The sequence below is a fragment of the Streptomyces sp. NPDC049837 genome (assembly GCF_040674455.1).
GTDB lineage: Bacteria > Actinomycetota > Actinomycetes > Streptomycetales > Streptomycetaceae > Streptomyces.
Map to the genome: position 1 here is coordinate 133,427 of NZ_JBFAMP010000004.1, position 25,447 is coordinate 158,873.

A 25,447-nucleotide genomic window follows, 5' to 3' on the forward strand; every position below is an offset into this window, starting at 1 on the left:
GGGCAACCGGGTGAATAGGCGGAATGGAGTAGTGGGCGAGATGGCACTGAAGGCCGCGGGGCGGACCTCCCTCGTCGACGCGGTCGTCGAGCAGCTCCGGGCCCAGCTCACCGACGGCGAATGGGCCGTCGGCGACCGCATCCCCACCGAGCACGAGCTCGCCGAGCAGCTCGGCGTCGGCCGCAACACCGTCCGCGAGGCCGTCCGCGTGCTCGTCCACGCCGGCCTGCTGGAGTCCCGGCAGGGCAACGGCACGTTCGTCCGCTCCACCGCCGACCCCGCCGCCGTGCTGCGCTCCGTCCGGGCCGCCGGCGCCCTGGACGTCCTGGAGCTGCGGATCGCCCTGGAGACGGAGGCGGCACGCCTCGCGGCCGCCCGGCGCGACACGCACGACCTGCTGCGGCTGCGCGCCGCGCTGACCAGCCTGCGCGAGGAGGGCGACCGGGACGCGGACGCCGACCTGGCCTTCCACCGTGCGGTGGTCGAGGCCACCCACAACGCCGCGTTCACCGAGGTGTACCGGTTCTTCTCCGTGCAGGTCCACGAGAGCCTCGTCGAGTCGCTCGGCGACCACGAGATGCCCGCCATCGACCTGGACGCGCACGAGGCGCTGGTCGTGGCGATCGAGAAGGGCGACCCGGACGCTGCGGGGGCGGCGGTGCGCGAGCTGCTGCGCGTGCCCATGGAGACGGTCAGGGCGATCGTCGGCACCCGCTGATTCCCCTTCGTACGTACGTTGTTGAGAAAGGTGCACGTTTTGTCACGCCCGGATTCCGATCGGCTCCTGCTCCTGGACGCGGAGACCGATGTCGGGCCCTCGCCCCAAGGGGCCGCGGCGAGGCGGGCGTTGCTCGGGGGGCGGGCGTTGCTCGCGCATCCGGTGCTGCTGCTCGTCGGGATCGTGCTGGCGTCGCTGAACATGCGGGCGGCGCTGGCGAGCGTGTCGCCCCTGGTCGGAGAGATCAGCGCGAGCTTCGGGCTGTCGTCGACCGCGAGCTCGCTGGTCACGTCGGTACCGGTGCTGTTCCTGGGCGTCGGCGCGCTGGTCACGCCCTGGCTGGCCCGGCGGCTGGGCACCGAACAGGTGCTGCTGGGCGCGCTGTTGCTGCTGGCCACCGGCATCCTCGTACGCGTACTGCCGTCCGTGTACGCGCTGTACGGCGGCGGCGTCCTGGTCGGTACGGCGATCGCGCTGCTCAACGTCCTGATGCCCGGGCTGATCAAGCGCGACTTCCCCGACCGGGCCGCGTCCATGACGTCCGTCTACACGGGCGCGATGATCGCGGGCGCGACGGTGGTGGCGGCGGCCTCCGTGCCGCTGGAGAAGGCGTTCGGGGGCAGTTGGGAGGCGTCGCTCGCGTTCTGGTCGCTGCTCGCGGCGGTGGCTGCGGTGGCGTGGCTGCCGCAGGTGCTGCTCGCCCGGGGGCGGACGGGACGCGAAGTGCGCGTTGCTCCCGCGGGCACGGCCTCCGGCCGGAGCGTCTGGCGTTCGGCGCTGGCCTGGCAGGTCACCCTCTTCATGGGCCTCCAGTCCCTCTGGTCGTACGTCCTGATCGCCTGGATGCCGACGATCTTCACCGACCAGGGGATGAGCCGCTCGACGGCGGGTGTCGTGTTCGCCTTCAACAACCTCATCCAGGTCGCGGGCGCGTTCCTGGTGCCGCTGCTGGCCGGCCGGATGCGCAGCCAGCGCCCGCTGGTCGTGCTGGTCACCTCGATGGTGGGAGCGGGGTACGCGGGGCTGATGGTCGCCCCGGTGTCCGGCGCCTGGCTGTGGGCGGCGGTGCTGGGCGTCGGCCAGGGCGGCGCGGTGGGCCTCGCGCTGACGATGATCGTGCTGCGCAGCGGGGACGCGGTGACCGCCTCGAAGCTGTCGGGCATGGCGCAGACGGTCGGCTACCTGCTGGCGGCCGCCGGCCCGCTCGCGGCGGGCGCGGTCCACCAGGCGACGGGCGGCTGGACGGTCCCGATCGCGCTGGTGCTGTGCGTCTGCGGGGCGGCCCTGGCGGTGGGCCTGATGGCGGCGCGCGACCGCAAGGTCTAGTCGCGGTCCTTCTTGCGGCGCCACCTGCGCCGGTGCTCGCGGCGGGCCCGGCTGAAGAACCAGCCCGCCGGCGGCTCGTCGGAGCGCCAGGGCTGCGGCTCGGGTGGCCGGCCGCGCCAGCGGGCGGCGAGCATCCGGGCCCGGGCGGACGGCTCGGCGGTCTCGGCGGAGCGTATGAAGTCGTTGTCCAGTTCGACGTCGTCCCAGGGGTCTTCCCGGTCGTCGCGGTCAGCGGCCATGGTTGCCTCCTCCGTACGGCAAGTGTGCCCGCCGTCCGGTCAAAACGGCGTGAGGACGAGGTGAGGACGGAAAGGGCCCTCCACGCGCGCGTGGAGGGCCCTTTCACACGCTTACTCGTCGCCCGCCAGGGTCAGCGTCCGCAGCTTCTGGCCCGCGTACCAGGTCGCCGCCACCGTGACGCCCGCCAGCAGCGCCACCGCGACCGGCAGGCCCACGTCCGAGGCGATCAGCCCGTCTCCCGTGACCTTCTCGGCGACGGCCAGCGCCCACTGCTGGACGCTCAGGGTCTTGGCGCCCTCGATCAGGCTGCCGAACAGGGTCTCCCACACCAGCGCGTACACGAGCCCGATGACGACCGCGTGCCGGCTGACCGTACCGAGCAGCAGGAAGAGCGCGCTGTACGCGATCGAGGCGACGAGCGCCGCGACCGTGTACGCGACCGCCACCTGCTGTCCGTTGCCGTTGAGGATCATTCCGGCGAGGAAGGTGGGGACGGCGGAGAACGCCATGGTCACGGCGATGGCCACGATCAGCTTGGTGAAGATGATCGTCGGCCGCTTCACCGGCTTGGCGAGCAGGTAGACGATCGAACCGTCGTCGATCTCGGGCCCGATCGCGCCCGTCCCGGCGATGACACCGATCAGCGGCACCATGGTGGCGAGCGCGAACCCGCCGAGGACGTCGGCGGCGATCTGGTCGTCGGCGCCGTTGAAGCCCCGGACGGCGGCCGCGATGAGCAGCAGCAGGCCGGGCAGGACGAACAGGATCGCGGCCCGGCGGCGGCCGAGCAGGGCCCGGTAGGTGAGCCGGGCGACTGTGGGGTTGTACATGGTCGAAGGGTTCCCTTCAGGGCGCCGGCGCTCAGGCCGCGACGAGGTACGAGAAGACCGACTCCAGGGACTCGTCCGAGGGCGAGACCGTCAGCAGCCGGATGGAGTGCTCGCGGGCGACCTTCGGCAGCAGCTCGGTGAAGCGCCCGAAGTCCACCGCCTGGATGCGCAGGGCGCCCTCCGTCACGTCCACCTCGATGCCGGCCGTCGACGGGTCGGCGATCAGCGCGGCCGCCAGGGCACGGTCGTCGCTGGAGCGGACGAGGTAGCGGTGCGGCCGGTCGGTCATCAGGCGCCGGATGCGCCGGAAGTCGCCGCTCGCCGCGTGCCGCCCGGCGACGATCACCTCGATGTGGGAGGCCAACTGCTCGACCTCCTCCAGGATGTGTGAGGAGAACAGGACCGTACGGCCCTCCCTGCCCATCCGCCGCAGCAGGTCCATGAGCTGCATGCGCTGGCGCGGGTCCATGCCGTTGAACGGCTCGTCCAGCAGCAGCACGGACGGTTCGTGGACGAGGGCCGAGGCCATCTTCACGCGCTGCCGCATGCCCTTGCTGTACGTGGCGATCTTGCGGTCCTGGGCGTACTCCATCTCCACCGTGGCCAGCGCCCGCTGGGCCTCCGTCGCGCCCAGACCGTGCAATTCGGCGTTGGCGACGACGAATTCGCGGCCGGTGAGGAAGTCGTACATGGCCTCGCGCTCGGGCACGACGCCGATCTGCCGGTAGACGGACTCGTTGCGCCAGATCTGCTGCCCGTCGAGGGTCACGGACCCGGTCGAGGGCGCGAGGAAGCCGCCCATCATGTTGATCAGGGTGGACTTTCCGGCGCCGTTGGGGCCCAGCAGCCCGGTCACACCGGGGCCGATGGTCATGGTGACGTCGTTGACGGCCACGACGTTGCCGAACCACCGTGAGACGTGGTCGATGTTGATGGTGGTCACAGCCCGACCTTTCGGTAGCGGCGCATCAGGACGGCGTACGAGCCCGCGATGAGCGAGAGGACGACCAGCAGGTAGACCGCGCCCACCCCGGCGTCCGGCCCGGCCTCGGCGGGGAAGGAGGACGTGGCGCCCAGGAAGGCGGTCTGTACGCCGTCGATGAGGGTGATCGGCGAGAACAGGCCCAGCCACTTCACCGCGCCCAGGGAGTCGGTGCTCCAGGCGATGGCCTGGAGGGTGGTGACGGCTCCGTACGAGATCGTGAGCGCGGCGATGACGGCGGCGACGCCGAAGCCTCGGCGCGGCGTCAGGGCCGCCATGACCAGGCCGATTCCGCCGAAGAGGAGCGAGAGCAGAGCCACGGAGACCAGTCCCTGGGCGAATCCCCGGCTCTGGTCGGCGAAGTCCATCTTCGCCAGCAGGGACCCGATGTAGAGGATGAGCAGCGGCGAGGCGGTCAGGATGAACAGGGCCGACGCCATGGCGCCGTACTTGGCGACGACGTAGTCGACCCGCTCGATGGGGCGGGAGAAGTACAGCGGCACCGTCTTGAAGCGGAGGTCGCGCGAGACGGACTGGGGTGCCTGCGCGGCCACGTACAGCCCGATGACGGCCTGCGTGAAGATCGCGTACCGCGTGTAGTCCATCGGCAGGTCCTTCATCTTGGTGGCGACCGCCACCGCGACGACGACCAGCGCGGGGATGCACATCACCGCGAAGAGCAGCATCGGCAGCACCTTGGACTTGGCGCTGCGGCCCAGCCCGTACGCGCCGCGCAGCGACTGCGAGAACAGCGAGCGGCGCGCGTAGGCACGGCCGAGGCGGGGCCCGTCGTAGTCGCGGTAGCCGATGTTGTGGATCTGGGTCTGGGTCTGGGTCTCGGTGCTCATCGGGCCCGCACCTCCGTCGTGGCCTTGGCCGCGGCGTCCGCCTCTGGGCGGAACACCTCGGCGATGTGGTGGCGGCGCTGTTCCATCCGTACGAGGCCGAGGCCGAGGTGCGCGACGGTGTCGCGCACGATGTCGTACGTCTCCTCGCCGGTCGCCTCCAGCAGCAGGATGTGGCCGGCGCCCGGCATACCGTCCTCCACGCGTGCGTGGAGGGTGATTCCGGCCGCCGTGAGCGCCTCGCGGAGGGCCGCCGTGCCGTCGGGGTGCGCGTCGGTGTCGGTGACCTCGACGGCGAGGGTGGCGGTGAGCTGGGTGAAGTCGCTGGTGGAGCTGGAGCGCAGGAGCTGCCCGCCGTCGATGACGACGACGTGGTCACAGGTGCGTTCGAGTTCGCCCAGCAGGTGGGAGGTGACCAGGACCGAGATGCCGAAGTCCGTGTACACGCGGCGGATCAGGCCCAGCATCTCGTCGCGGCCGACCGGGTCGAGGCCGTTGGTCGGCTCGTCGAGGAGGACCAGTTGCGGGTCGTGGACCAGGGCCTGCGCGAGCTTCACGCGCTGCTTCATGCCGGTCGAGTAGCCGCCGATGGGGCGGTAGCGCTCCTCGTACAGCCCGACGTGGCGCAGCGTGTCGGCGGTGCGCTCGCGCGCGGCCGCCGGCGGCAGGCCGGACATGCGCGCCATGTGGACGACGAACTCGGTGGCCGAGACGTCGGGCGGCAGGCAGTCGTGCTCGGGCATGTAGCCGACCCGCTCACGTATGGCGGCGCCGCTGGTGGCGACGTCGAGGCCGAGGACCTCGGCGCGGCCCTCGGTGGCGGGGGACAGACCCAGCAGGATCTTGATCATGGTGGACTTGCCGGCTCCGTTGGCGCCCACCAGTCCGGTCACACCGGGCCCGATGTCCAGGGAGAGCCGGTCGAGAGCGGTCACCCGGGGGAACCGCTTGCTGAGGCTTTCGGTCGCGATCACAGTCACGCTTCGACGGTAGTGGCCCAGGCCACACCGGGCGTCAGACCAGGCGGCTGGATCGATGTCCGACTCCAGGCGTACGTGCCCGTAGGGGCCTGGCACCGGAGGCGGGCCCGGAGTCGGGGTTTTCCACAGGCGGTGTTTTCCACAGGCGGTGCACGACCCTTGACGCAGCCGCCGGGCATTGTCACATTCATCAGTGTCAAGTTACGGACGCGTAGCGCGCATACCGCACACGGCACACGGGACGGACGGCTGGTGGCATGACGTCGGTAGTGACATCCGAACGCGGCACGGAGCTGCGCGGGTTCAGGGAAGTGCAGCGTTTGGCGTACGAGTGCGCCGAGGTGGTGGCCGCGCAGCTCAAGCCGGGTGTGACGGAGCGCGAGGCGGCGCGGATGCAGCGCGACTGGCTGCGCGGGCGGGGCGTGCGGGACTGGTTCCACCTGCCGTTCGCCTGGTTCGGCGACCGCACGGCGTTCGCTAACTTCCGGATCCCGCTTCAGTTCTTCCCCACGAACCGGCGGCTGGAGGCGGGGATGCCGTTCATCCTCGACATGGCCCCGGTGTACAAGGGCTTCACCGCCGATATCGGGTACTCGGGCTGCCTCGGGCTCAACCCCGTCCACGACCGACTGCTCGCCGACCTGCGCGAGCACCGCGAGCTGATCCTCCGCGAGGTACGGGAGCGGCGCCCGCTGCGGGAGATCTACGAGGACGTGGACCGGCTGATGGTGGGGCAGGGGTACGCCAGCCGGCACCGCGCGTATCCCTTCGGGGTGATCGCCCACAAGGTCGACCGGGTCAAGGAGCGCCGCTGGTCGCCCACGCTCTTCGGGTTCGGTACGCAGTCCCTGAAGGGGCTGGCGAGCGACGCCCTCCACGGCCACCGCGACGGCTGGTCACCGCTGTGGTCCCCGTACAAGTTCTCCGACCATCCCCCGCAGCCCGGGCTGTGGGCGGTCGAACCGCACCTCGGCTTCCGGGGTACGGGCGCGAAGTTCGAGGAGCTCCTGGTGGTGACCGACTCCCGGGACCCCGAGGAGAGCGCGTTCTGGCTGGATGACGATCTGCCGCACGTGCGGCGCTGGACGGAGGGTGTGTGATGACGTCGCTGGACGCGCGGGAGCGCTGGGTCCGTACGGGCGGGATCGAGCTGTGCGTCGCGGAGCTGGGCGACCCCGACCGGCCGACGGTCGTGCTCGTGCACGGCTACCCGGACTCCAAGGAGGTCTGGTCGGAGGTCGCCGTACGGCTCGCCGAGCACTTCCATGTGGTGCTGTACGACGTGCGCGGGCACGGCCGGTCGACGGCACCCAAGCCGCTGCGCGGCGGGTTCACGCTGGAGAAGCTGACGGACGACTTCCTGGCGGTCATCGACGCGGTCAGCCCGGACAAGCCGGTCCACCTGGTCGGGCACGACTGGGGATCGGTCCAGTCATGGGAATTCGTCACGGTCGAGCGCACCCAGGGGCGGATCGCCTCCTTCACCTCGATGTCCGGCCCGTCCCTGGACCACTTCGGGCACTGGATCAAGCAGCGCATGACCCGGCCGACCCCGCGCCGGGTCGGCCAACTGCTCGGCCAGGGCGCCAAGTCCTGGTACGTGTACCTGCTGCACACCCCGGTCCTGCCCGAACTGGCCTGGCGCGGCCCGCTCGGCAAGCGGTGGCCGCGGATCATGCGGCGCGTCGAGAAGGTGCCGGACGACGGCTACCCCACCGCGTCGCTGCCCTCCGACGCGGCACACGGCGCCTGGCTCTACCGGGACAACGTCCGGGCACGCCTGCTGCGCCCGCGCACGGACGCGTACGCCCACGCGCCCGTGCAGTTGATCACGCCGACCGGGGACGTCTTCCTGTCGCAGCGGCTGTACGACGAGCTGGCGACGTGGGCCCCGCAGTTGGTGCGCCGCACGCTGCCGGCCAAGCACTGGGTGCCGCGCACCCGGCCGGACCAGTTGGCCGCGTGGATCACCGAGTTCGTGACGGCGCACGAGGACCAGGGCGGCGAGGTGCCCGCGCCGGTCGCCTCGGGGCGGCGGTACGCGGACCGGTTCGGCGGGCAGTTGGTCCTGGTGACGGGCGCGGCCAGCGGTATCGGGCGGGCCACGGCGTTCGCGTTCGCCGAGGCGGGCGCGCGGGTGGTGGCGGTGGACCGGGACGCGGAGGGTGCGGCACGGACGGCGGGGATGGCCCGGCTGATCGGCGCGCCGGACGCCTGGGGCGAGGCCGTGGACGTCAGCGACGAGCAGGCCATGGAGAAGCTCGCCGAGAAGGTCGCCGCCGAGTACGGCACGGTGGACGTGCTGGTGAACAACGCCGGGATAGGCCTGTCGGGCGCCTTCCTCGACACGACGAGCGAGGACTGGAGGAAGGTGCTCGACGTCAATCTGTGGGGCGTCATCCACGGCTGCCGGGTCTTCGGCCGGCAGATGGCCGAGCGCGGCCAGGGCGGCCACATCGTGAACACCGCGTCCGCCGCCGCGTTCCAGCCGTCCCGCATGCTTCCCGCGTACAGCACCTCCAAGGCGGCGGTGCTGATGCTCAGCGAGTGCCTGCGCGCCGAGCTGGCCGGCCGGGACATCGGGGTCACCGCCGTGTGCCCGGGCATCGTGAACACCAACATCACCGCCACCGCCCGCTTCGCCGGGGTGTCGGAGGACGAGGAGAAGCGCCGGCAGAAGAAGACCGCCCGGCTGTACGGGCTGCGCAACTACCCTCCGGAGAAGGTCGCCGACGCGATCCTGCGGGCCGTCGTCAGGAACGAGGCGGTGGTGCCGGTGACGCCGGAGGCCCATGGTGCCCGGCTGCTGTCCCGGCTGGCACCGGGGGCGCTGCGCGCGCTCGCCCGGCTGGACGCACGGCTGTGAGCGCCGCGTGGTCCTCGTGGCGGCCGTACCATCCCTCGCAGGGCGGTCGTCCCTCGCCGGGCGGTGAGCGGGCGGCTTCGGGGTAACGGGGAGCGGGTGTGGACGAGCAGGCGGCACGGATACCGGCGGCCGAGTACCGGATCGAGGACCTGGCGCACCACAGCGGCGCCACGGTCCGGACCATCCGCGCCTACCAGGACCGGGGGCTGCTGCCGAAGCCGGAGCGGCGCGGCCGGTCCAATGTGTACGGGGAGGCCCATCTGGCGCGGCTGCGGCAGATCGCCGACCTGCTGGACCGGGGCTACACGCTGGCGTCCATCAAGGAGCTGCTGGAGGCCTGGGACGCCGGCCGCGGCCTCGGCGGCGTCCTGGGGCTGGTCGCCGAGGTGCACGGCCCCTGGACGGATGAGGAGGCGGACCGGATCACACGCGCCGAGCTGGACGCCACCTTCGGCGGAACCCCGGACGAGGAGGCGGTGGAGGAGGCAATAGAGCTCGGTGTGCTGGAGCGCATCCCGGGGCGCGAGGACGAGTTCCTGGTGCCGAGCCCCCAAGAGCTGGCCGTGGCGGCCGAGTTGTACGCCGCCGGGGTTCCGCTGCTGGCGATCTCCGGGCACCTCAGGGAACTTCGCGGTCAGGTGGAGCACATCGCCAACCGTTTCCTGGAGTTCACCATGGAGCACGTCTTCGCCCGCTACCTCGGCCACCGGCCGCCCACGGACGCCGACGCGTCGGAGGCGGCCGCCCTGGTCCGACGCCTCCGGCCGCTCGCGCAGCAGACGGTGGACGCGGAACTGGCCCGTGCCATGCGGACGTTCGCCACCCGGCACCTCCAGCAGCACCTGTCGTCCGACGGCCCTCCTGTGAAGGGCGACGAGACCACACAGGTGACGCTGCCCGCCTCGACGATCCGGGCCGTGCACAGCCTTGTTGGGCAGCGGAACGCGTCGGCGTTCATCGCCGCGGCGACCGAAAGGGAGGTACAGGCAAGGACATTGGACGCACTTGCCTCAAGTAACTTGAAATCGCCTGAAGTCGACTAAACGCCTTGAATGGCACGGCCGTTGTCCACAGAATCGTCAATTCCTCTGTGGATAACCAGAGTTGTTTGTGGATCAAACCTGGTCACGGCAATTTCTGTGGCAAACCGGACGTGATGCCTGACACGCTGAACGCATGAACGGCATGGACGAAAACGGCATGGACGAAAGACGCACCGTGAAGGTGTCGAAGTACCTCTCGAAACACCTGCGCCACCAGCCCGAGCGCATCGGACTGGCCCTCGACCCCAACGGCTGGGTCGCGATCGACGACCTGCTGCGGGCGGCCGCCGAGCACGGCGTACGAATCAGCCGCGCCGAGCTGGAGCACGTCGTCGCCGTCAACGACAAGCGGCGCTTCACTATCGACGGCGACCGGATCCGCGCCAACCAGGGTCACACCGTCGACGTCGACCTGGACCTGCCGCCCGCCGTCCCGCCCGCGTATCTGTACCACGGCACCATCGCCCGCAACCTGCCCGCGATCCGGGCCGAGGGGCTGCGGCCCATGGCCCGCCACCACGTCCACCTGTCGCCCGACCGCGAGACCGCGACCCGCGTCGGCGCCCGCCGCGGCCGCCCGGTCGTGCTGTCCGTGGACGCCGCCGCCATGCACCGGGACGGCCATGTCTTCCACGTCAGCGCCAACGGGGTCTGGCTCACCGACGCCGTACCGCCCGCCTACCTGCGCTTCCCCGGCTGACCGCTGCTCCGGCGGACTTCTTACCCCGCCGGCCGCTTCCCCGGCCGGTCTCAGCGGAGCTGTGCCAGGGCCTCCGTCGCGATCCGCTCGAAGACCTTCTCGTCGGCGGCGAACATCGAGTCCGCCACCGGCGCGTGGATCACGATCTCGGTGAAGCCCAGCTCGAAGTAGCGGCCCGCGAAGTCCACGAAGGCGTCCAAGGACTCCAGCGGCCGGTCCGGTGTGAACCCGGTCAGCAGGATCTTGTCCAGTTCCGCCATGTCCCGGCCGGCGTCCGCGCACGCCTTGCCGAGCTTGTCCATCTGCCCCAGCAGGGCCGCGCGCGAGTCCTCGGGCGTACCCGACTCCGACACCTTCGGGTCCCCGGTGGTCACCCACGCCTGCCCGTGCCGCGCCGCCAGCTTCAGCCCGCGCGGCCCCGTGGCGGCGACGGCGAACGGCAGCCGTGGCCGCTGCACGCACCCGGGAACGTTCTGCGCCTCGCCCGCCGAGTAGAACGCCCCCTCGTACGTCACCGACTCCTCCGTCAGCAGCCGGTCCAGCAACGGCACGAACTCCGCGAACCGGTCCGCCCGCTCGCGCGGCGTCCACGCCTCCTGGCCCAGCGCCGTCGCGTCGAAGCCATTGCCCCCCGCACCGATGCCCAGCGTGATCCGGCCGCCGGAGATGTCGTCCAGCGAGATCAGCTCCTTGGCGAGCGTGACCGGATGCCGGAAGTTCGGCGAGGTCACCAGCGTGCCCAGCCGTATCCGCTCCGTCGCCGTGGCCGCCGCCGTCAGCGTCGGGATCGCGCCGAACCAGGGGCCGCCCCGGAACGGCACCCGCCACGACAGGTGGTCATAGGTGTACGCGGCGTGGAAGCCGAGCCGCTCGGCCCGCAGCCATGCGTCGCGGCCGCCGTCGTGCCAGCGGCGGGAGGGGAGGATCACGGTGCTCAGACGCATGGAACGAGCCTACGGTGCGCCACCGACAATCCCTGCCTGGCTCAGATGTGCAGCTATCCGCACGCCCGTGCACCCCTGTACGGGACAATGGGTGCGTGACCTCAGCGATCTCTCCCCGACCACGGCCCACGGCCCATCGACGTCCCCGGCTGATCGCCACCGACCTGGACGGAACGCTCCTGCGCGACGACAAATCGGTCTCCGACCGGACGATCTCGGCGCTCGCCGCCGCCGAGGAGGCCGGCATCGAGGTCTTCTTCGTCACCGGCCGCCCCGCCCGCTGGATGGGCGTCGTCAGCGACCACGTCCAGGGGCACGGCCTGGCGATCTGCGCCAACGGCGCCGCCGTCGTCGACCTGCACTCCGGCGGCCGGCTTCTGGAGGTCCGGCCGCTGGAGCGGGAGACCGCCCTCCACGTCGTACGGACGCTCCGCCGCGAGGCGCCCGGCACCGCCTTCGCGGTCGAGCTCACCACCGGCTTCCACTACGAGCCCGACTACCCGCCCTTCTGGGTCGACCCGTCCGCCACCATCGCCCCCGCCGAGAAGCTCCTGCACGAGGACGATCCCGGCTCCGGCGCGCCCGTGCTCAAGCTGCTCGCCCACCACAGCGACCTGACGCCGGACGGCTTCCTCGCCCTGGCCCGCACGGCCGCCGGCGACCGGGCGAACATCACGCGCTCCAGCCCCAGCGCGCTGCTGGAGATCAGCGGCCTGGGCGTCTCCAAGGCGAGCACCCTCGCGCTGTGCTGCGCCGAGCGCGGCATCTCCGCCGACGAGGTGGTGGCGTTCGGGGACATGCCGAACGACATCGAGATGCTGTCCTGGGCGGGCCGCTCGTACGCGATGGGCAACGCGCACCCGGACGTCGTGGCCGCCGCCTCCGGCAGGACCGTCGCCAACAACGACGACGGCGTCGCGCGCGTCATCGAGGACATCCTCAACGCGGCTCACTGACGGGACCGGTCCAGCCGGACCCCGCGCTCGCCCAGCCGGACCCCGTGCTCGCCCAGCCAGCGCACCGGGTCCACGGCCGAGCCCATGTACGGCGTGATCCGCACCTCGAAGTGGAGGTGCGGTCCCGTCGAGTTGCCGGTGTTCCCGGACCGCCCGATCGGCTGCCCGGGCGCCACCCGCTGGCCCGGGTACACAGCGGGCGCGGCGAGGTGCGCGTACTGCGAGTACCAGCCGCCCGCATGCCGCACCACCACCTGGATCCCGAACGCCCCGCCGCAGGTCACCGACTGCACGCGGCCCGCCCCGATCGACCGCACCGGGGTCCCGACGGCCACCGCGAAGTCCTGGCCCGTGTGCCGGTGCGCCCAGTGCGCGCCCGCCCGGTGGAAACCGGCGGACAGGGCGTACTCCTCCACCGGCGCGACCCACCGGCGCCCGCCGCCGCTCCACCCACCGGCCCGTACACCGCCTCCACCGGCACCGGCCCGTGCACCGACACCGTCCCCGGCACCGCCGACGCCCAAGGAGCCGGCCACACCGGAACCACCCGCCGCACCACCGGTCCCGGAACCAACACCGACCGCACCAGCCACAGCCGCCGCCGCAGGGCGTTCCACCCGCACCGCGCCCCCGCACCGGCCCGCGGCCACCCGCCGGTCCGCCTCGGCCTGGAGCCGCCACTGGGCCCGCTCCAGCCGCGCCTCGACGCCCCGCCGGATCGCGGCCAACCGCTTCCTGCGTACGTCCAGGTCGTGCCAGGCCACGCGGGCCTCCCTCTCGGCCCGCGCGAGGCGCCGTTCCGCCGCCCTGGTGCGCTCCATGAGACGGTTCACGACCCGGTCCGCCTGCCGGGCGAGCCCCTCCGCCCGCATCGCCTCCTCGGCGTCGTCGGCCAGCAGCAGCCGCGCCGTCAGGCCCAGCGAGCCACCCGCCCGGTACTGGGCCCGGGCGACCTCGCCCATCCGGTCGTTCAGCACGGCCAGTTCGCGCCGCTTCAGGGCCAGCTCCCGCTGGAGCCGGCCGGCCACGACGCGCTGCGCCGCCGCCGCGCGCCGGCCCCGCTCGTACGTCTCGGTGGCCCGCGCGGCCTCGTCGTACAACCGGGCCACCTCCGCGGCCGCGCCACCGGGCCCCTCGGCGGCGGCCGCCGACGGGCCCGGCAGCAGGGCGAGGAGTACGGCCAGCGCCACGAGCACCATCCTGGGATGGTGGCGCCGGACGCGCCCGATGTCCGGCACCGAAGCGGTGTCGTACCGCCAACCGGCCCATCACCGTTCCGCCGACCGGCCTACGACGCCACCCGGAGGGGCCCCGGACGAGCTCCTACAGTGGCGCCTCCCACACCACCGTCGTACCGCCGCCGTGCTCGCCGATCCCCGGCCCGCACCGGCTCGACCCGCCCAGCGACTCCGCCCGCCGCGCCAGGTTCCGCAAGCCGCTGCGCCGCCCACCCCCGGGGAGGCCCACCCCGTCGTCCGCGACGGTCAGCCGCACTCCCTCCGTCCCGTCGGGGAGCTTCACCGTGGCGTCCACGACGACCTCGATCCGGTGCGCGTGGGCGTGCCGGAAGGCGTTGGACAGCGCCTCGCGCAGCGCGGCCACGAGGTTCTTGCCGGTGAGTTCCCCCACGGCGGTGTCGACGGGGCCGGTGAAGCGGTGCGAGGGCGTGAAGCCCAGCGGCACGGCCGCCATGTTGATCTCCCGCAGGACACGGGTGCGCAAGCCCGACGGCGCCTCGGCCGGGCCCTGCTGGAGCGCGAAGACGGCCGTGCGGATCTCCTGGATGGTCACGTCCAGTTCGTCGACAGCCCGTTCCACCCCCGCCTGGACGGCGGGTTCGAGCGCGCCGCGCTGCGCGCCCTCCAGCATCATGCCGGTGGCGAACAGCCGCTGGATGACCAGGTCGTGCAGGTCGCGCGCGATACGGTCCCGGTCCTCGTACACCGCCAGGCGCTCGCGGTCGCGCTGCGCCTCCGCCATCATCAGCGCCAGTGCTGCCTGGGAGGCGAACTGGGTGGCGAGGGTGCGTTCCGTCCCGTTGAACTGCCGGGCACCCGGGGCGCGTGGTGTGGCGAGGGCGCCCAGGACGCGGCCACCGCTCTGGAGCGGCAGCATCATGCTGGGCCCGTATGGCCGGGCCGGCCCGGTGGTCATGCGGGGGTCGGTCGCCGCGTCGGTCATGAACACCGCCTCGCCGGCGAGCAGCCGCTCGACCACCGGGCTCTCCGGCGGGATGACGACGCCCAGCGCGGTGGCCGGGTCGTCGGCGGAGACGGCGACGATCTCCAGACCGCCGCTGCCGTCGGCGGCGGGCAGCAGCACGATCCCCGCGCACGCGTCGGCGAGTCTGCGCGCCTGTTCGGCGACGACCGAGAGGGCCTCGTCGGCGTCCCCGCCGGACAGCAGCGCGGTGGTGACCGCCACCGAGCCGTCGATCCACCGCTCGCGCTGGCGCGCCGCCTCGTAGAGGCGGGCGTTGCCGATGGCGATCCCCGCCTCGGTGGCGAGGACGCGCACCATGTGGAGGTCATCGTCGTTGAACTCGGCCCCGCCCCGCTTCTCGGTCAGGTAGAGGTTGCCGAAGATCTCGCCCTGGACGCGGATGGGCACGCCGAGGAAGGTGCGCATCGGGGGGTGGCCGGGCGGGAATCCGGCAGCGCGCGGGTCCGCCGTCAGATCGGTGAGCCGCATGGCCTCGGGGTGGTGGATGAGCGCGCCGAGCAGCCCCGCGTGGCCGTCGGGACGGCGGCCGATCTCCCGCGCGACCTCGTCGGAGGTCCCGTACGTCACGAAGTCCGACAGCCCCTCGCCCTCCTCGTCGACGACGCCGATGGCGGCGTAGCGGGCGTCGGCGAGCTCGGCGGCGGTCTCGCAGATCCGGTCGAGCGTGGAGTGCGGTTCGAGCCCGGTGCCGACGGACCGCATGGCCTCCAGCAGTTGTGGGACGCGGGCGGTCAGCTCGGTCGACAGCCCCTGGATGCCGCGGGACACCCGCGCGGCCGCTGCCGCATCGTGCGGCTGGTCCTCCGGTCGCTCGGGCGCGGTCATGCCCTGAGCGTAGTAAGTCCCATATGGCAGGGAAAGTTGGTTTACGCCGTACCCTCCAGCAGCAGATCGGCCGCCCTCTCCCGCTCCAGCATCCGGCGCAGCGGACCGTCGGCGGCGGCCAGTTCGGCGTACGGGCCGCGCTGCACCGTGCGGCCGCCGTCCAGGACGACGACGTCGTCGACCGCGTCCAAGCCGTGCAGCCGGTGCGTGATCAGCACCGTCGTACGGCCCTCGGTGGCCCGCAGCAGGTCGTCGGTGAGCGCGTCCGCCGTGGCCAGGTCCAGGTGCTCGGCGGGCTCGTCGAGGACCAGGACCGGGAAGTCGGCGAGCAGCGCGCGGGCGAGGGCCAGACGCTGGCGCTGGCCGCCGGAGAGCCGGGCGCCGTGCTCGCCGACGAGCGTGTCGAGGCCGTCGGGCAGCCCGTCCACCCAGTCCAGCAGCCGGGCCCGGTCCAGCGCCGCGCGCAGCTCGTCGTCACCGGCACCGGGCCGGGCCAGCCGCAGGTTCTCCCGGATGGAGCTGTCGAAGGTGTGCGCGTCCTGGGCGCACAGCCCCACCAGGCGGCGTACGTCGTCGCCGTCGAGCACCGCCGCGTCCACCCCGCCGATCCGGTACGTGCCGTCGTGGGCGTCCAGGAACCGCAGCAGCACCTGGGCGAGCGTGGTCTTGCCGGAGCCGGACGCCCCGACGACGGCGACCCGCCGGCCCGCCTCCAGCCGCAGGTCGAACCCCGCGAGGGCGTCGCGGTCCTGGCCCGCGTACCGGGCGGTGAGCCCGCGCAGCTCCAGCGGGAAGGGGTTGTCGGGCGTCGGCTTGGGCTCACTCGGCTCGTGTACGGGGACGGGGGCGTCGAGCACCTCGTACACCCGCTCCGCGCTCCGCCTCACGCGCTGGCGGTACTGCACGGCCAGGGGGAGGCCGGTCACCGCCTCGAACGCGGCGAGCGGGGTCAGGACGACGACGGCCAGCGCCACGCCGTCGAGCCGCCCGTCGTGTACCGCCTGCACGCCCACCAGCGCGGCCGCCGCCACGGTCACCCCCGTGACCAGCGCGGACAGCCCGCCGCCCAGGGCGGTGGCGGTGGCCTGGCGGGCGGCGATCCGGGTGAGGGCGCCGTCCGCCTCGCGCGCCCGGTCGATACGCCGCGCGAGGGCGCCCGCCACCGTCAGCTCGGCGCAGCCGCGCAGCAGGTCCACGACCCGGGTGGCCAGGGCGCCGCGCGCCGGGGCGAGCCGCTGCTCGGCGCGGCGCGCGACGGCTCCGCCGGCCAGCGGCACGGCGACGCCCGCGACCAGGAGCCCGACCGCCAGGACCGCCCCGGCCTCGGGCAGCAGCCACGCGGTGAACCCGACGGCCCCGGCGCCGACCACGGCGGCGGTCCCGGCGGGCAGCAGCCACCGCAGCCAGTAGTCCTGGAGGGCGTCCACGTCGGAGACGAGCCGCGACAGCAGGTCGCCGCGGCGCGCCGTGCGCAGCCCGGCGGGCGCGATCCGCTCCAGTCCGCGGTAGACGGCGACCCGGAGTTCGGCGAGCGTCCGCAGCACGGCGTCATGCGATACGAGCCGCTCGGCGTACCGGAACACGGCCCGCCCGATGCCGAACGCCCGGGTCGCCGTCACGGCCACCATCAGGTACAGCACGGGTGGTTGTTCGGAGGCCCGCGAGATCAGCCAGCCGGACACGGCCATGAGCCCCACGGCCGACCCGAGGGCGAGGCTGCCCAGCAGCAGCGCGAGAGCGAGCCGCCCCCGCAGATCCCCGGCCATCGCCCGCACCCGTGCGAGCACCCGGCCGCCAGTACCCGAGCCCGCGAGTCTCCCGCCGCCACGGCCGGAGTCCGCGAGCACCCCGCCCTCGCGGCCGGAGCCGGCGTCGACGACACCCGTCTCGGTCACCCCCAGGTTCCCGCCGACGAGCCCGAACGCCGCGTCGAGCGCCTCCAGGCCGCGCGGCGCGCCCGCATCGGCGCCGGCCGCCCCACCGGGAGCGGCCTCCCTCAGCGTGACGACCCGGTCCGCGACGGCCAGGAGCGCCGGGCGGTGGACGACGAGGAGCACCGTCCGCCCCTCGGCGAGGCGGCGCACCGCGTCCACCACGGCCGCCTCCGTCTCCCCGTCGAGCGCCGCCGTCGGCTCGTCCAGCAGGAGCAGCGGCCGGTCGGCCAGGAACGCCCGCGCCAGGGCCAGCCGTTGGCGCTGCCCCGCCGACAGTCCGGCGCCGTCCTCGCCGAGCACCGTCCCGGCACCCTCGGGCAGCGCCGCCACGAACTCGGCCGCGCCCGCGTCCCGCAGCGCCCGCTCGACCGCCTCGTCGTCCGCGTCCGGCCGGGCGAGGCGCACGTTCTCCGCGATGGTCCCGGCGAACAGGTACGGCCGCTGGGGCACCCACGCGATCCGCTCCCGCCACCGCTCCAGATCCAGCGACCCGAGCTCCACGCCCCCGAGGCGCACCTGCCCGCCGTCGCCCGAAGGCTCCACGAACCCCAGCACCACATCCAGCAGCGTCGACTTGCCGGCCCCGCTCGCACCGACCAGGGCCACCGTCTCGCCCGGTTCCACCACCAGCGACGCGCGATCCAGCGACGGCTCGGCGCGCCCGGCGCGCCGCACGGTCACGTTCTCCAGCTCAAGCCGTACGGACTCGGGCACGGAAGCCCCGCCACCCGCCCGGACCGGCGTCTCCAGAACGGCGAAGATCTCCTCCGCGGCCGACAGCCCCTCCGCCGCCGCGTGGTACTGCGCACCGACCTGCCGCAGCGGCAGATACGCCTCGGGTGCCAGGATCAGGATCACCAGACCCGTGTACAGGTCCAGGTCCCCATGGACCAGCCGCATACCGACGCCGACGGCGACGAGGGCGACCGACAGCGTCGACAGCAACTCCAGCGCGAACGACGACAGGAAGGCGATCCCCAGCGTTCGCAGCGTGGCGTGCCGGTACTCCGAGGTGATCGCTCGGATCGACTCGGCCTGGGCCTTCGCCCGCCCGAACACCTTCAGCGTCGGCAGCCCCGCCACCACGTCCAGGAAGTGGCCGGACAGCCGCGAGAGCAGTTTCCACTGCCGGTCCATCCGGGCCTGTGTGGCCCATCCGATGAGCACCATGAAGACCGGGATCAGCGGCAGCGTCCCGACGATGATCGCCGCCGAGACCCAGTCCTCGGTGACGATCCGCGCCAGGACCGCCACCGGCACGACCACCGCCAGTCCGAGCTGCGGCAGATAGCGCGAGAAGTAGTCGTCGAGCGCGTCCACACCCCGGGTGGCCAGCGCCACCAGCGAACCGGCCCGCTGCCCGCTCAGCCACCCCGGCCCCAGCTCGGCCGCCCGCTCCAGCAGCCGCCTTCGCAGCTCCGACTTCACCGCCGCGCTCGCGCGGTGGGCGGCCAGCTCCGTCAGCCACGACACCAGCCCCCGCCCGGCCGCCACAACGCCCAGCAGCACCAACGGCGTCCCCAGATCCCCGGCGTCCAGCCCCCGCTGGAAGGCACCCACCACCACCTCGGCGATGAGCATGGCCTGGGCGACGACCAGCGCCGCCCCGACGGCACCCAGAGCCACCACCGCTGCCAGGAACAGACGGGTGGCCCGGGCGTATCGGAGCAGACGCGGGTCGATCGGTTTCACGTGAAACATCCCCTACTAGTGGGCGTCGGCGATGTGCTGGGTGCCGATCCGCTTGCGGAACACCCAGTACGTCCAGCCCTGGTACAGCATCACCAGCGGCGCGGCGATGACCGCCAGCCAGGTCATGATCTTCAAGGTGTACGGGCTGGATGCCGAATTGCTGACAGTCAGGCTCCAGTCCGGATCCAGCGAGGACGGCATGACGTTCGGGAAGAGCGTCAGGAAGAGCATCGCCACCGCGGCTGCGATCGTGACGCCCGACAGCGCGAACGACCACCCTTCGCGCCCCGCCTTGATCGCGACGACCGCCAGAACCAGCGCCACAGCGGCGATCATCATGGCCACCAGGCTCGACCCATCACCACGCGAGACCTGGAGCCACCCGAGGAAGGCGACGGCCAGCGCCACGGCGACCAGCCCCAGCGTCAGCGCCAGTCGTCGCGCCCGTACCCGGATCTCCCCGACCGTCTTCAGCGCGGTGAACACCGCCCCGTGGAAGGTGAACAGCGTCAGCGTGACGAGCCCGCCCAGCAGCGCGAAGGGGTTGAACAGATCGAAGAGCGTGCCCACGTACTCCTTGGACGCATCGATCTCCACACCCCGCACGATGTTGGCGAAGGCCACACCCCACAGGAACGCGGGGATCAGCGAGGTCCAGAAGATGGCCTGCTCCCAGTTGTGCTGCCACTTCTCCTCAGGCCGCTTGGCCCGGTACTCGAAGGCGACACCACGCACGATCAGGCAGACCAGGATGACCAGCAGCGGCAGGTAGAAGCCCGAGAAGAGCGTGGCGTACCAGTCCGGGAAGGCGGCGAACGTCGCCCCGCCGGCCGTGAGCAGCCACACCTCGTTGCCGTCCCAGACGGGTCCGATGGTGTTGATCAGCACCCGCTTCTCGACCCGGTCGCGGGCGAGGAGCTTGGTCAGGACGCCGACGCCGAAGTCGAAGCCCTCCAGGAAGAAGTAGCCGGTCCACAGAAAGGCGATGACGACGAACCAGATGTCGTGAAGTTCCATAACTCACCAGTCCTCAGTACGAAAAGGCCATGGGCCGGTCGACTTCACGCTCGGGGTTGTCCGGGTCCCGGTCATGGCCACCGATCCTGGTGGGCGGGTTGAGGTCGGACTCCGTCAGCTCGGGCGGCCCGGCCTTCACGTACTTCACGAGCAGCTTGACCTCGATCACGGCGAGCACCGCGTACAGCGCGGTGAAGACGACCATCGAGGTGATCACCTCGGCCTGGGAGACGCCGGGCGAGACCGCGTCACGGGTGCGCAGGACGCCGTACACGACCCAGGGCTGGCGGCCCATCTCGGTGAAGATCCAGCCCCAGGAGTTCGCGATGAGCGGGAACGCCATCGTCCACAGCGCGACGAGCCAGTACAGCCTGCCCAGCTTGGGACTGAGCGGCTTCTTGAACAGGACCAGGTTGGGCACCTCGTCCTCCCCGACCCGCAGCCGCGCGGGCAGCAGGAACCGCTTCCGGGTCAGCCAGAGCCCGAGCAGACCCAGCGAGAAGGACGCCATGCCGAAGCCGATCATCCACCGGAATCCCCAGTACGCCACCGGGATGTTGGGCCGGTAGTCGCCGGGGCCGTACTTCTCCTGAAGGGCCTTGTTGGTGTCGTTGATGCCCGGCACATAGGACTCGAAGTCACTGTGCGCGAGGAACGACAGCAGCCCGGGGATCTCCACCGCGACCTTGTTGTGGCCCTTGTCCACGTCCCCGACGGCGAAGACCGAGAACGGCGCCGGCTTCTCGCCCTCCCACAGCGCCTCGGCCGCGGCCATCTTCATCGGCTGCTGCTCGTACATGACCTTGCCGAGGAAGTCACCGCTGATCGCGGTGAACATGCCGCCGATCACCACGGTGACCAGACCCAGCCGCAGCGAGGTCTTCATCACCGGGACGTGCCTCTTGCGCACCAGGTGGAAGGCGGCGATGCCGACCATGAACGCGCCGCCCGTCAGGAAGGCCGCGGACATGGTGTGGAAGACCTGCGTCAGCGTCGTGTTCTGGGTGAGCACGAGCCAGAAGTCGGTCAGCTCGGCGCGCCCGGTCTTCTCGTTGATCTTGTACCCGACCGGGTGCTGCATCCAGGAGTTGGCCGCCAGGATGAAGTACGCCGACAGGATCGTGCCGATCGACACCATCCATATGCAGGCCAGATGGATCTTCTTCGGCAGCTTGTCCCAGCCGAAGATCCACAGGCCGATGAACGTCGACTCGAAGAAGAACGCGATCAGCGCCTCGAAGGCGAGCGGCGCCCCGAAGACGTCACCGACGAAGCGCGAGTAGTCGGACCAGTTCATGCCGAACTGGAACTCCTGCACGATGCCGGTGACCACACCCATCGCGATGTTGATGAGGAACAGCTTCCCCCAGAACTTCGTCGCCCTGAGGTACTTCTCCTTCTCGGTCCGCACCCATGCCGTCTGGAGACCGGCGGTGAGTGCGGCGAGGGAGATCGTCAGGGGAACGAAGAGGAAGTGATAGACGGTCGTGATACCGAACTGCCACCGCGCCAGCGTCTCTGGCGCCAGAGCCAGGTCCACGTCAGCTTCTCCTTACGGCCTACGTCCTACGGTCCGGACGTCCTTGCGTCGCCTCGCCGATTCCGGTGGATCTTGGGAGGAACCAGGCGCGCTTGTGAATGCGTTCACAATCACAAGCTATTATGACTCAAACGAAATCCGTAGCCGAAACCGGGGGTCCTCTTTCGCAAAACTTCAACATCTTGTTGAATTTCGCGCATGCAGATACGTATCTCCTGGCCCGCCGGCCATGTCACCGCGACCATCGACGAAACCCCCACCAGCAAGGCGCTCGCGGGGGTGCTCCCGATCAGCTCCACGGCCCACACCTGGGGCGAAGAGGTCTACTTCGAGACACCCGCCTCCCCTGCCCTGGAGCCGGACGCCCAGCAGGTCGTCGAGCCGGGCACGGTCGCCTTCTGGACCGAGGGCAACGCCCTCGCCCTCCCGTACGGCCCCACCCCCATCTCGCGCGGCGACGAATGCCGCCTGGCGAGCCCCTGCAACGTCCTCGGCCGCATCGACGGCGACCCCCACGCCCTCGCCACGGTCCGCTCGGGCGACCCGATCCGCGTAGAACTCGCCTGAGCCGCCCGACACCCCTGGCAAAGTCGACCCGCGCCCGGCGGACGGCCGGGGTGGGGCCGTGCAGGGTCGCCCCCGCAGAGGATGGGGTCCCCTGCTCGAGCGAAGCCGAGAGCTTGGGGGAGGCGACTGTTGGGCTCCCTTTGCCGGCACCCAAGGCCGCCGGCCTCGCGGAGGTGAGCCCGGAGGGGCCACGCCCCACCACCCCCCACCGCGCCGCACCCCCGCACCCCGCGCCCGCGCGCAACGCCGCGCCCCGCGCCCTCGGGCACCACCCACGCCCCCGCGCCGCACCCACCCGCCGACACGCGCGACGCGCGCCCCCGGGGAGACCCCCCGGGCCGGCACGCGGGGGCCCCGGGGGGAGCGCGCCCCGGAACACCCACGCAGGGACACCGAACGCACCGCGGCCGAACGCCCCGCGGTCAGCCGCCGCCGCAGTCAGAGGCCGCAGTCAGAGGCCCTAGAACCGCTCCTTGCGGAACGCCTCCGCCGCCCGCAAGAAGATGTCGTTCGCCTCGCTCTCGCCGATCGTGACCCGCACGCCCTCCCCCGGGAAGCCCCGCACGACCACGCCCGCCTGCTCGCAGGCCGCCGCGAAGTCCACCGTGAGCTCACCGAGCCGCAGCCACACGAAGTTGGCCTGCGTCTCCGGGACGGTCCACCCCTGCTCGACGAGCCCCTCGTAGACCCGCTGCCGCTCGCACACCAGCGACCCCACGCGCCCCAGCAGCTCGTCCTCCGCACGCAGCGACGCCACCGCCGCGTCCTGCGCGAGCTGGCTCACGCCGAACGGCACCGCCGTCTTGCGCAGGGCCGCGGCCACCGGCTCATGGGCGACCGCGAAGCCGACCCGCAGCCCGGCGAGCCCGTACGCCTTGGAGAACGTCCGCAGCACGGCCACATTGGGGCGCTCGCGGTAGATCTCCACGCCGTCCGGCACCTCCGCGTCCCGGATGAATTCCCGGTACGCCTCGTCCAGCACGACCAGCACGTCCGACGGCACCCGGTCGAGGAACCGCTCCAGCTCGGCCCGGCGCACCACGGTGCCGGTCGGGTTGTTGGGGTTGCAGACGAAGATCAGCCGGGTCCGGTCGGTGATCGCGTCGGCCATCGCGTCCAAGTCGTGGACGTCACCGGGGGTGAGCGGCACCTGCACCGGCGTCGCGCCGCTGACCTGGGTGATGATCGGGTACGCCTCGAACGACCGCCAGGCGTAGATGACCTCGTCTCCGGGGCCGGAGGTGGCCTGGACGAGCTGCTGGGCCACGCCCACCGATCCCGTTCCGGTGGCCAGGTGCGACACGGGCACCCCGAAGCGCTCGGCGAGCTCGTTCATGAGGCCCGTGCACGCCATGTCCGGGTACCGGTTGAACGCCGCGGCGGCCGCCAGCGCGCTCTCCATGACACCGGGCAGCGGCGGGTAGGGGTTCTCGTTGGAGGACAGCTTGTACGCGACCGGCCCCTCGGCCGCGGCGGGCTTGCCCGGCTTGTAGGTGGGGATGCCGTCCAGCACGGCGCGCAGCTTCGGGCTCGTCTCGCTCACTCTGGTCCTCCTCGACCGTACGTACCACCAATACTGCTCACCATATGAGGATTCCGCCGCGCTGCGAATGGCCAATTTCCAGCTCGGAACCGACGAGGACCGACTGCGGACCGACGCGGACCGACACGCATCGACACGGACCGGCACCAAACCCGCCGCACCGCCGACGCGACCCCACCACGCACCGGCGCGACGACAGGGGGGAGCGCTCCCCCGTACGCCGCACGCCCCTGGCTCGCGCCGTGGCGCGCGTCCCCCGTAGAGGTGAGTTGAGACCTCATCGAGACATCGTCCATTTGGCAGGCCCATGCGCGCCGACAACTGGCGGCACCATGTGAACTCCCGCAACTACCTTGCATTTCAAGGCAATTGCGGGGTGGCGACCGTGCAGAAACGTGCCTGTCAACGAGTGAATATGCGACCGGCTCAACCGCCCGCCCTCGCCCTACTATCGGCTCGCCATGACAGCAGCAGGGAAGCACCAGGTGAGCCGGGCACAGACCCGGGGAAGCCGGCAAGGGCGAGCGGGCATCCGGGACGTGGCCGCCGCAGCCGGGGTCTCCATCACGACTGTCTCCGACGCGCTCAACGGCAAGGGCCGGCTCCCGGACGCCACCCGCCGCCATGTCCGCGAGGTCGCCGACCGGCTGGGCTATCGCCCCTCCGCCGCGGCCCGCACGCTCCGTACCGGCAAGTCCGGCCTCATCGGCCTGACCGTGACGACCTACGGGGATGAACCTTTCACCTTCACCGAATTCGCGTACTTCGCCGAGATGGCCAGGGCCGCCACCTCCGCCGCGCTCGCCCGCGGCTACGCCCTGGTCATCCTGCCCGCCACCTCACGCCATGACGTCTGGTCGAACGTCGCCCTCGACGGCACCGTCGTCATCGACCCGTCCGACCACGACCCGGTGGTCACCGAGCTGGTCCGCCAGGGCCTGCCCGTCGTCTCCGACGGCCGTCCGGCGGGCACTCTCCCCGTCACCGCCTGGGTCGACAACGACCACGAGGCCGCCGTCCTCGACCTGCTCGACCACCTCGCGGCCGCCGGCGCCCGCCGGATCGGCCTGCTCACCGGCACCTCCACCGACACGTACACGCGCCTGTCCACCACCGCCTACCTCAATTGGTGCGAGCGCGTCGGGCAGGACCCGGTTTACGAGGCCTACCCGGCCCACGACCCCTGCGCGGGTGCCGTCGCCGCCGACCGGCTGCTGGCCCGCCCCGACCGCCCCGACGCGGTGTACGGACTGTTCGACCCCAACGGCACCGACCTGCTGGCGGCGGCGCGGCGCTACGGGCTGCGCGTACCGGACGACCTGCTGCTGGTGTGCTGTAGCGAGTCGACCGTCTACGCCGCCACCGAGCCGCCCATCACCACGCTCTCGCTCAAGCCCCGCCGGATCGGTACCGCGGTCGTCCAACTGCTCATCGACGCCATCGAGGGCATCGACACCGACCGGCCCGTCGAGCAGGTGATACCGACGGAGTTGATCGTCCGGACGTCCTCCCAGCGCCGCCCACCGCGGACGACCGTCAGCCCTCCCCGGTCCCCCTCACAGGAGTGACCGGCGGCAAGACCCGGTGAGCGCTCTGCCAGCCCAGGGCCAAACTTCCCCAATTGGGGGTGAATCGGCCGGTGAACCCGGGGTGCACCCGGATTCACCACCCCTGGT

At 72.0% G+C, this 25,447-nt stretch carries 21 protein-coding genes; 9 read left to right on the plus strand and 12 right to left on the minus strand.

Annotated features, from left to right (window positions below; translation table 11 throughout):
- Nucleotides 1-40 precede the first annotated feature (40 nt).
- Together AB0J57_RS12040 and AB0J57_RS12045 are read left to right on the plus strand one after the other, a co-directional pair.
- A complete protein-coding gene (locus AB0J57_RS12040) occupies nt 41-718 on the plus strand; it encodes a FadR/GntR family transcriptional regulator (RefSeq protein WP_366127943.1) in 678 nt (225 codons plus the stop codon).
- Between the two features lie 39 nt (nt 719-757).
- Entirely contained in the window at nt 758-2,044 is a 1,287-nt protein-coding gene (locus tag AB0J57_RS12045; protein WP_366127944.1) for an MFS transporter, read from the plus strand.
- On the opposite strand, the gene AB0J57_RS12050 is transcribed toward AB0J57_RS12045, so the two are convergent.
- From AB0J57_RS12050 to AB0J57_RS12070, 5 genes are all read right to left on the minus strand, one after another.
- Nucleotides 2,041-2,283 (minus strand): hypothetical protein, encoded by a 243-nt coding sequence (locus tag AB0J57_RS12050; protein ID WP_366127945.1) that lies wholly within the window; start codon nt 2,281-2,283, stop codon nt 2,041-2,043. The two genes, AB0J57_RS12045 and AB0J57_RS12050, sit on opposite strands and share 4 nt — an antisense overlap.
- Before the next feature lie 111 nt (nt 2,284-2,394).
- On the minus strand, nt 2,395-3,114 hold the full coding sequence (locus tag AB0J57_RS12055; RefSeq protein WP_366127946.1) for an ABC transporter permease: 720 nt from the start codon (nt 3,112-3,114) through the stop codon (nt 2,395-2,397).
- Nucleotides 3,115-3,145: 31 nt separating this feature from the next.
- The gene (locus tag AB0J57_RS12060; protein WP_366127947.1) at nt 3,146-4,057 is read right to left on the minus strand and encodes an ABC transporter ATP-binding protein; all 912 of its coding nucleotides are present in this window, start codon (nt 4,055-4,057) and stop codon (nt 3,146-3,148) included.
- Nucleotides 4,054-4,944 carry an ABC transporter permease gene (locus tag AB0J57_RS12065; RefSeq protein WP_366127948.1) on the minus strand — a complete coding sequence of 297 codons (891 nt, stop codon included), beginning with the start codon at nt 4,942-4,944 and terminating at the stop codon, nt 4,054-4,056. The genes AB0J57_RS12060 and AB0J57_RS12065 overlap by 4 nt, the downstream gene beginning before the upstream one ends.
- A complete protein-coding gene (locus AB0J57_RS12070; protein WP_366128503.1) occupies nt 4,941-5,915 on the minus strand; it encodes an ABC transporter ATP-binding protein in 975 nt (324 codons plus the stop codon). Before AB0J57_RS12070 ends, AB0J57_RS12065 begins: the two co-directional genes overlap by 4 nt.
- A gap of 263 nt (nt 5,916-6,178) precedes the next feature.
- Between AB0J57_RS12070 and AB0J57_RS12075 the strand changes: the two genes are divergently transcribed.
- From AB0J57_RS12075 to AB0J57_RS12090, 4 genes are all read left to right on the plus strand, one after another.
- Nucleotides 6,179-7,021: a M24 family metallopeptidase gene (locus AB0J57_RS12075; RefSeq protein WP_366127949.1), complete on the plus strand. Its 843-nt coding sequence runs from the start codon at nt 6,179-6,181 to the stop codon at nt 7,019-7,021.
- Nucleotides 7,021-8,787, plus strand: a complete 1,767-nt coding sequence (locus AB0J57_RS12080; RefSeq protein WP_366127950.1) for an SDR family oxidoreductase — start codon at nt 7,021-7,023, stop codon at nt 8,785-8,787. The genes AB0J57_RS12075 and AB0J57_RS12080 overlap by 1 nt, the downstream gene beginning before the upstream one ends.
- A gap of 98 nt (nt 8,788-8,885) precedes the next feature.
- Nucleotides 8,886-9,830, plus strand: coding sequence for a MerR family transcriptional regulator (locus tag AB0J57_RS12085; protein WP_366127951.1), 945 nt, complete (start codon nt 8,886-8,888; stop codon nt 9,828-9,830).
- 157 nt (nt 9,831-9,987) lie between these two features.
- Nucleotides 9,988-10,530: an RNA 2'-phosphotransferase gene (locus tag AB0J57_RS12090; protein ID WP_366128504.1), complete on the plus strand. Its 543-nt coding sequence runs from the start codon at nt 9,988-9,990 to the stop codon at nt 10,528-10,530.
- A 50-nt stretch (nt 10,531-10,580) separates the two neighbouring features.
- Here AB0J57_RS12090 and AB0J57_RS12095 read toward each other — a convergent pair whose 3' ends face one another.
- On the minus strand, nt 10,581-11,474 hold the full coding sequence (locus AB0J57_RS12095; RefSeq protein WP_366127952.1) for an LLM class flavin-dependent oxidoreductase: 894 nt from the start codon (nt 11,472-11,474) through the stop codon (nt 10,581-10,583).
- 95 nt (nt 11,475-11,569) lie between these two features.
- Between AB0J57_RS12095 and AB0J57_RS12100 the strand changes: the two genes are divergently transcribed.
- On the plus strand, nt 11,570-12,430 hold the full coding sequence (locus AB0J57_RS12100; protein WP_366127954.1) for a Cof-type HAD-IIB family hydrolase: 861 nt from the start codon (nt 11,570-11,572) through the stop codon (nt 12,428-12,430).
- On the opposite strand, the gene AB0J57_RS12105 is transcribed toward AB0J57_RS12100, so the two are convergent.
- From AB0J57_RS12105 to AB0J57_RS12125, 5 genes are all read right to left on the minus strand, one after another.
- Nucleotides 12,424-13,629 carry a M23 family metallopeptidase gene (locus tag AB0J57_RS12105; protein ID WP_366127955.1) on the minus strand — a complete coding sequence of 402 codons (1,206 nt, stop codon included), beginning with the start codon at nt 13,627-13,629 and terminating at the stop codon, nt 12,424-12,426. The two genes, AB0J57_RS12100 and AB0J57_RS12105, sit on opposite strands and share 7 nt — an antisense overlap.
- 124 nt (nt 13,630-13,753) lie before the next feature.
- A complete protein-coding gene (locus tag AB0J57_RS12110; RefSeq protein WP_366127956.1) occupies nt 13,754-15,478 on the minus strand; it encodes a GAF domain-containing protein in 1,725 nt (574 codons plus the stop codon).
- A 41-nt stretch (nt 15,479-15,519) separates the two neighbouring features.
- Nucleotides 15,520-19,104 (minus strand): thiol reductant ABC exporter subunit CydD, encoded by a 3,585-nt coding sequence (gene cydD / locus AB0J57_RS12115; RefSeq protein WP_366127958.1) that lies wholly within the window; start codon nt 19,102-19,104, stop codon nt 15,520-15,522.
- 15 nt (nt 19,105-19,119) lie between these two features.
- Complete coding sequence (cydB, locus tag AB0J57_RS12120) at nt 19,120-20,121, minus strand: cytochrome d ubiquinol oxidase subunit II (protein ID WP_366127959.1); 1,002 nt, start codon at nt 20,119-20,121, stop codon at nt 19,120-19,122.
- Nucleotides 20,122-20,134: 13 nt separating this feature from the next.
- On the minus strand, nt 20,135-21,661 hold the full coding sequence (locus AB0J57_RS12125) for a cytochrome ubiquinol oxidase subunit I (protein WP_366127960.1): 1,527 nt from the start codon (nt 21,659-21,661) through the stop codon (nt 20,135-20,137).
- A 198-nt stretch (nt 21,662-21,859) separates the two neighbouring features.
- Between AB0J57_RS12125 and AB0J57_RS12130 the strand changes: the two genes are divergently transcribed.
- On the plus strand, nt 21,860-22,228 hold the full coding sequence (locus AB0J57_RS12130) for a cyclophilin-like fold protein (RefSeq protein WP_366127961.1): 369 nt from the start codon (nt 21,860-21,862) through the stop codon (nt 22,226-22,228).
- 460 nt (nt 22,229-22,688) lie between these two features.
- Here AB0J57_RS12130 and hisC read toward each other — a convergent pair whose 3' ends face one another.
- Entirely contained in the window at nt 22,689-23,771 is a 1,083-nt protein-coding gene (hisC, locus tag AB0J57_RS12135; protein WP_366127962.1) for a histidinol-phosphate transaminase, read from the minus strand.
- 461 nt (nt 23,772-24,232) lie between these two features.
- Between hisC and AB0J57_RS12140 the strand changes: the two genes are divergently transcribed.
- Nucleotides 24,233-25,339 carry a LacI family DNA-binding transcriptional regulator gene (locus tag AB0J57_RS12140; protein WP_366127963.1) on the plus strand — a complete coding sequence of 369 codons (1,107 nt, stop codon included), beginning with the start codon at nt 24,233-24,235 and terminating at the stop codon, nt 25,337-25,339.
- Nucleotides 25,340-25,447 lie beyond the last annotated feature (108 nt).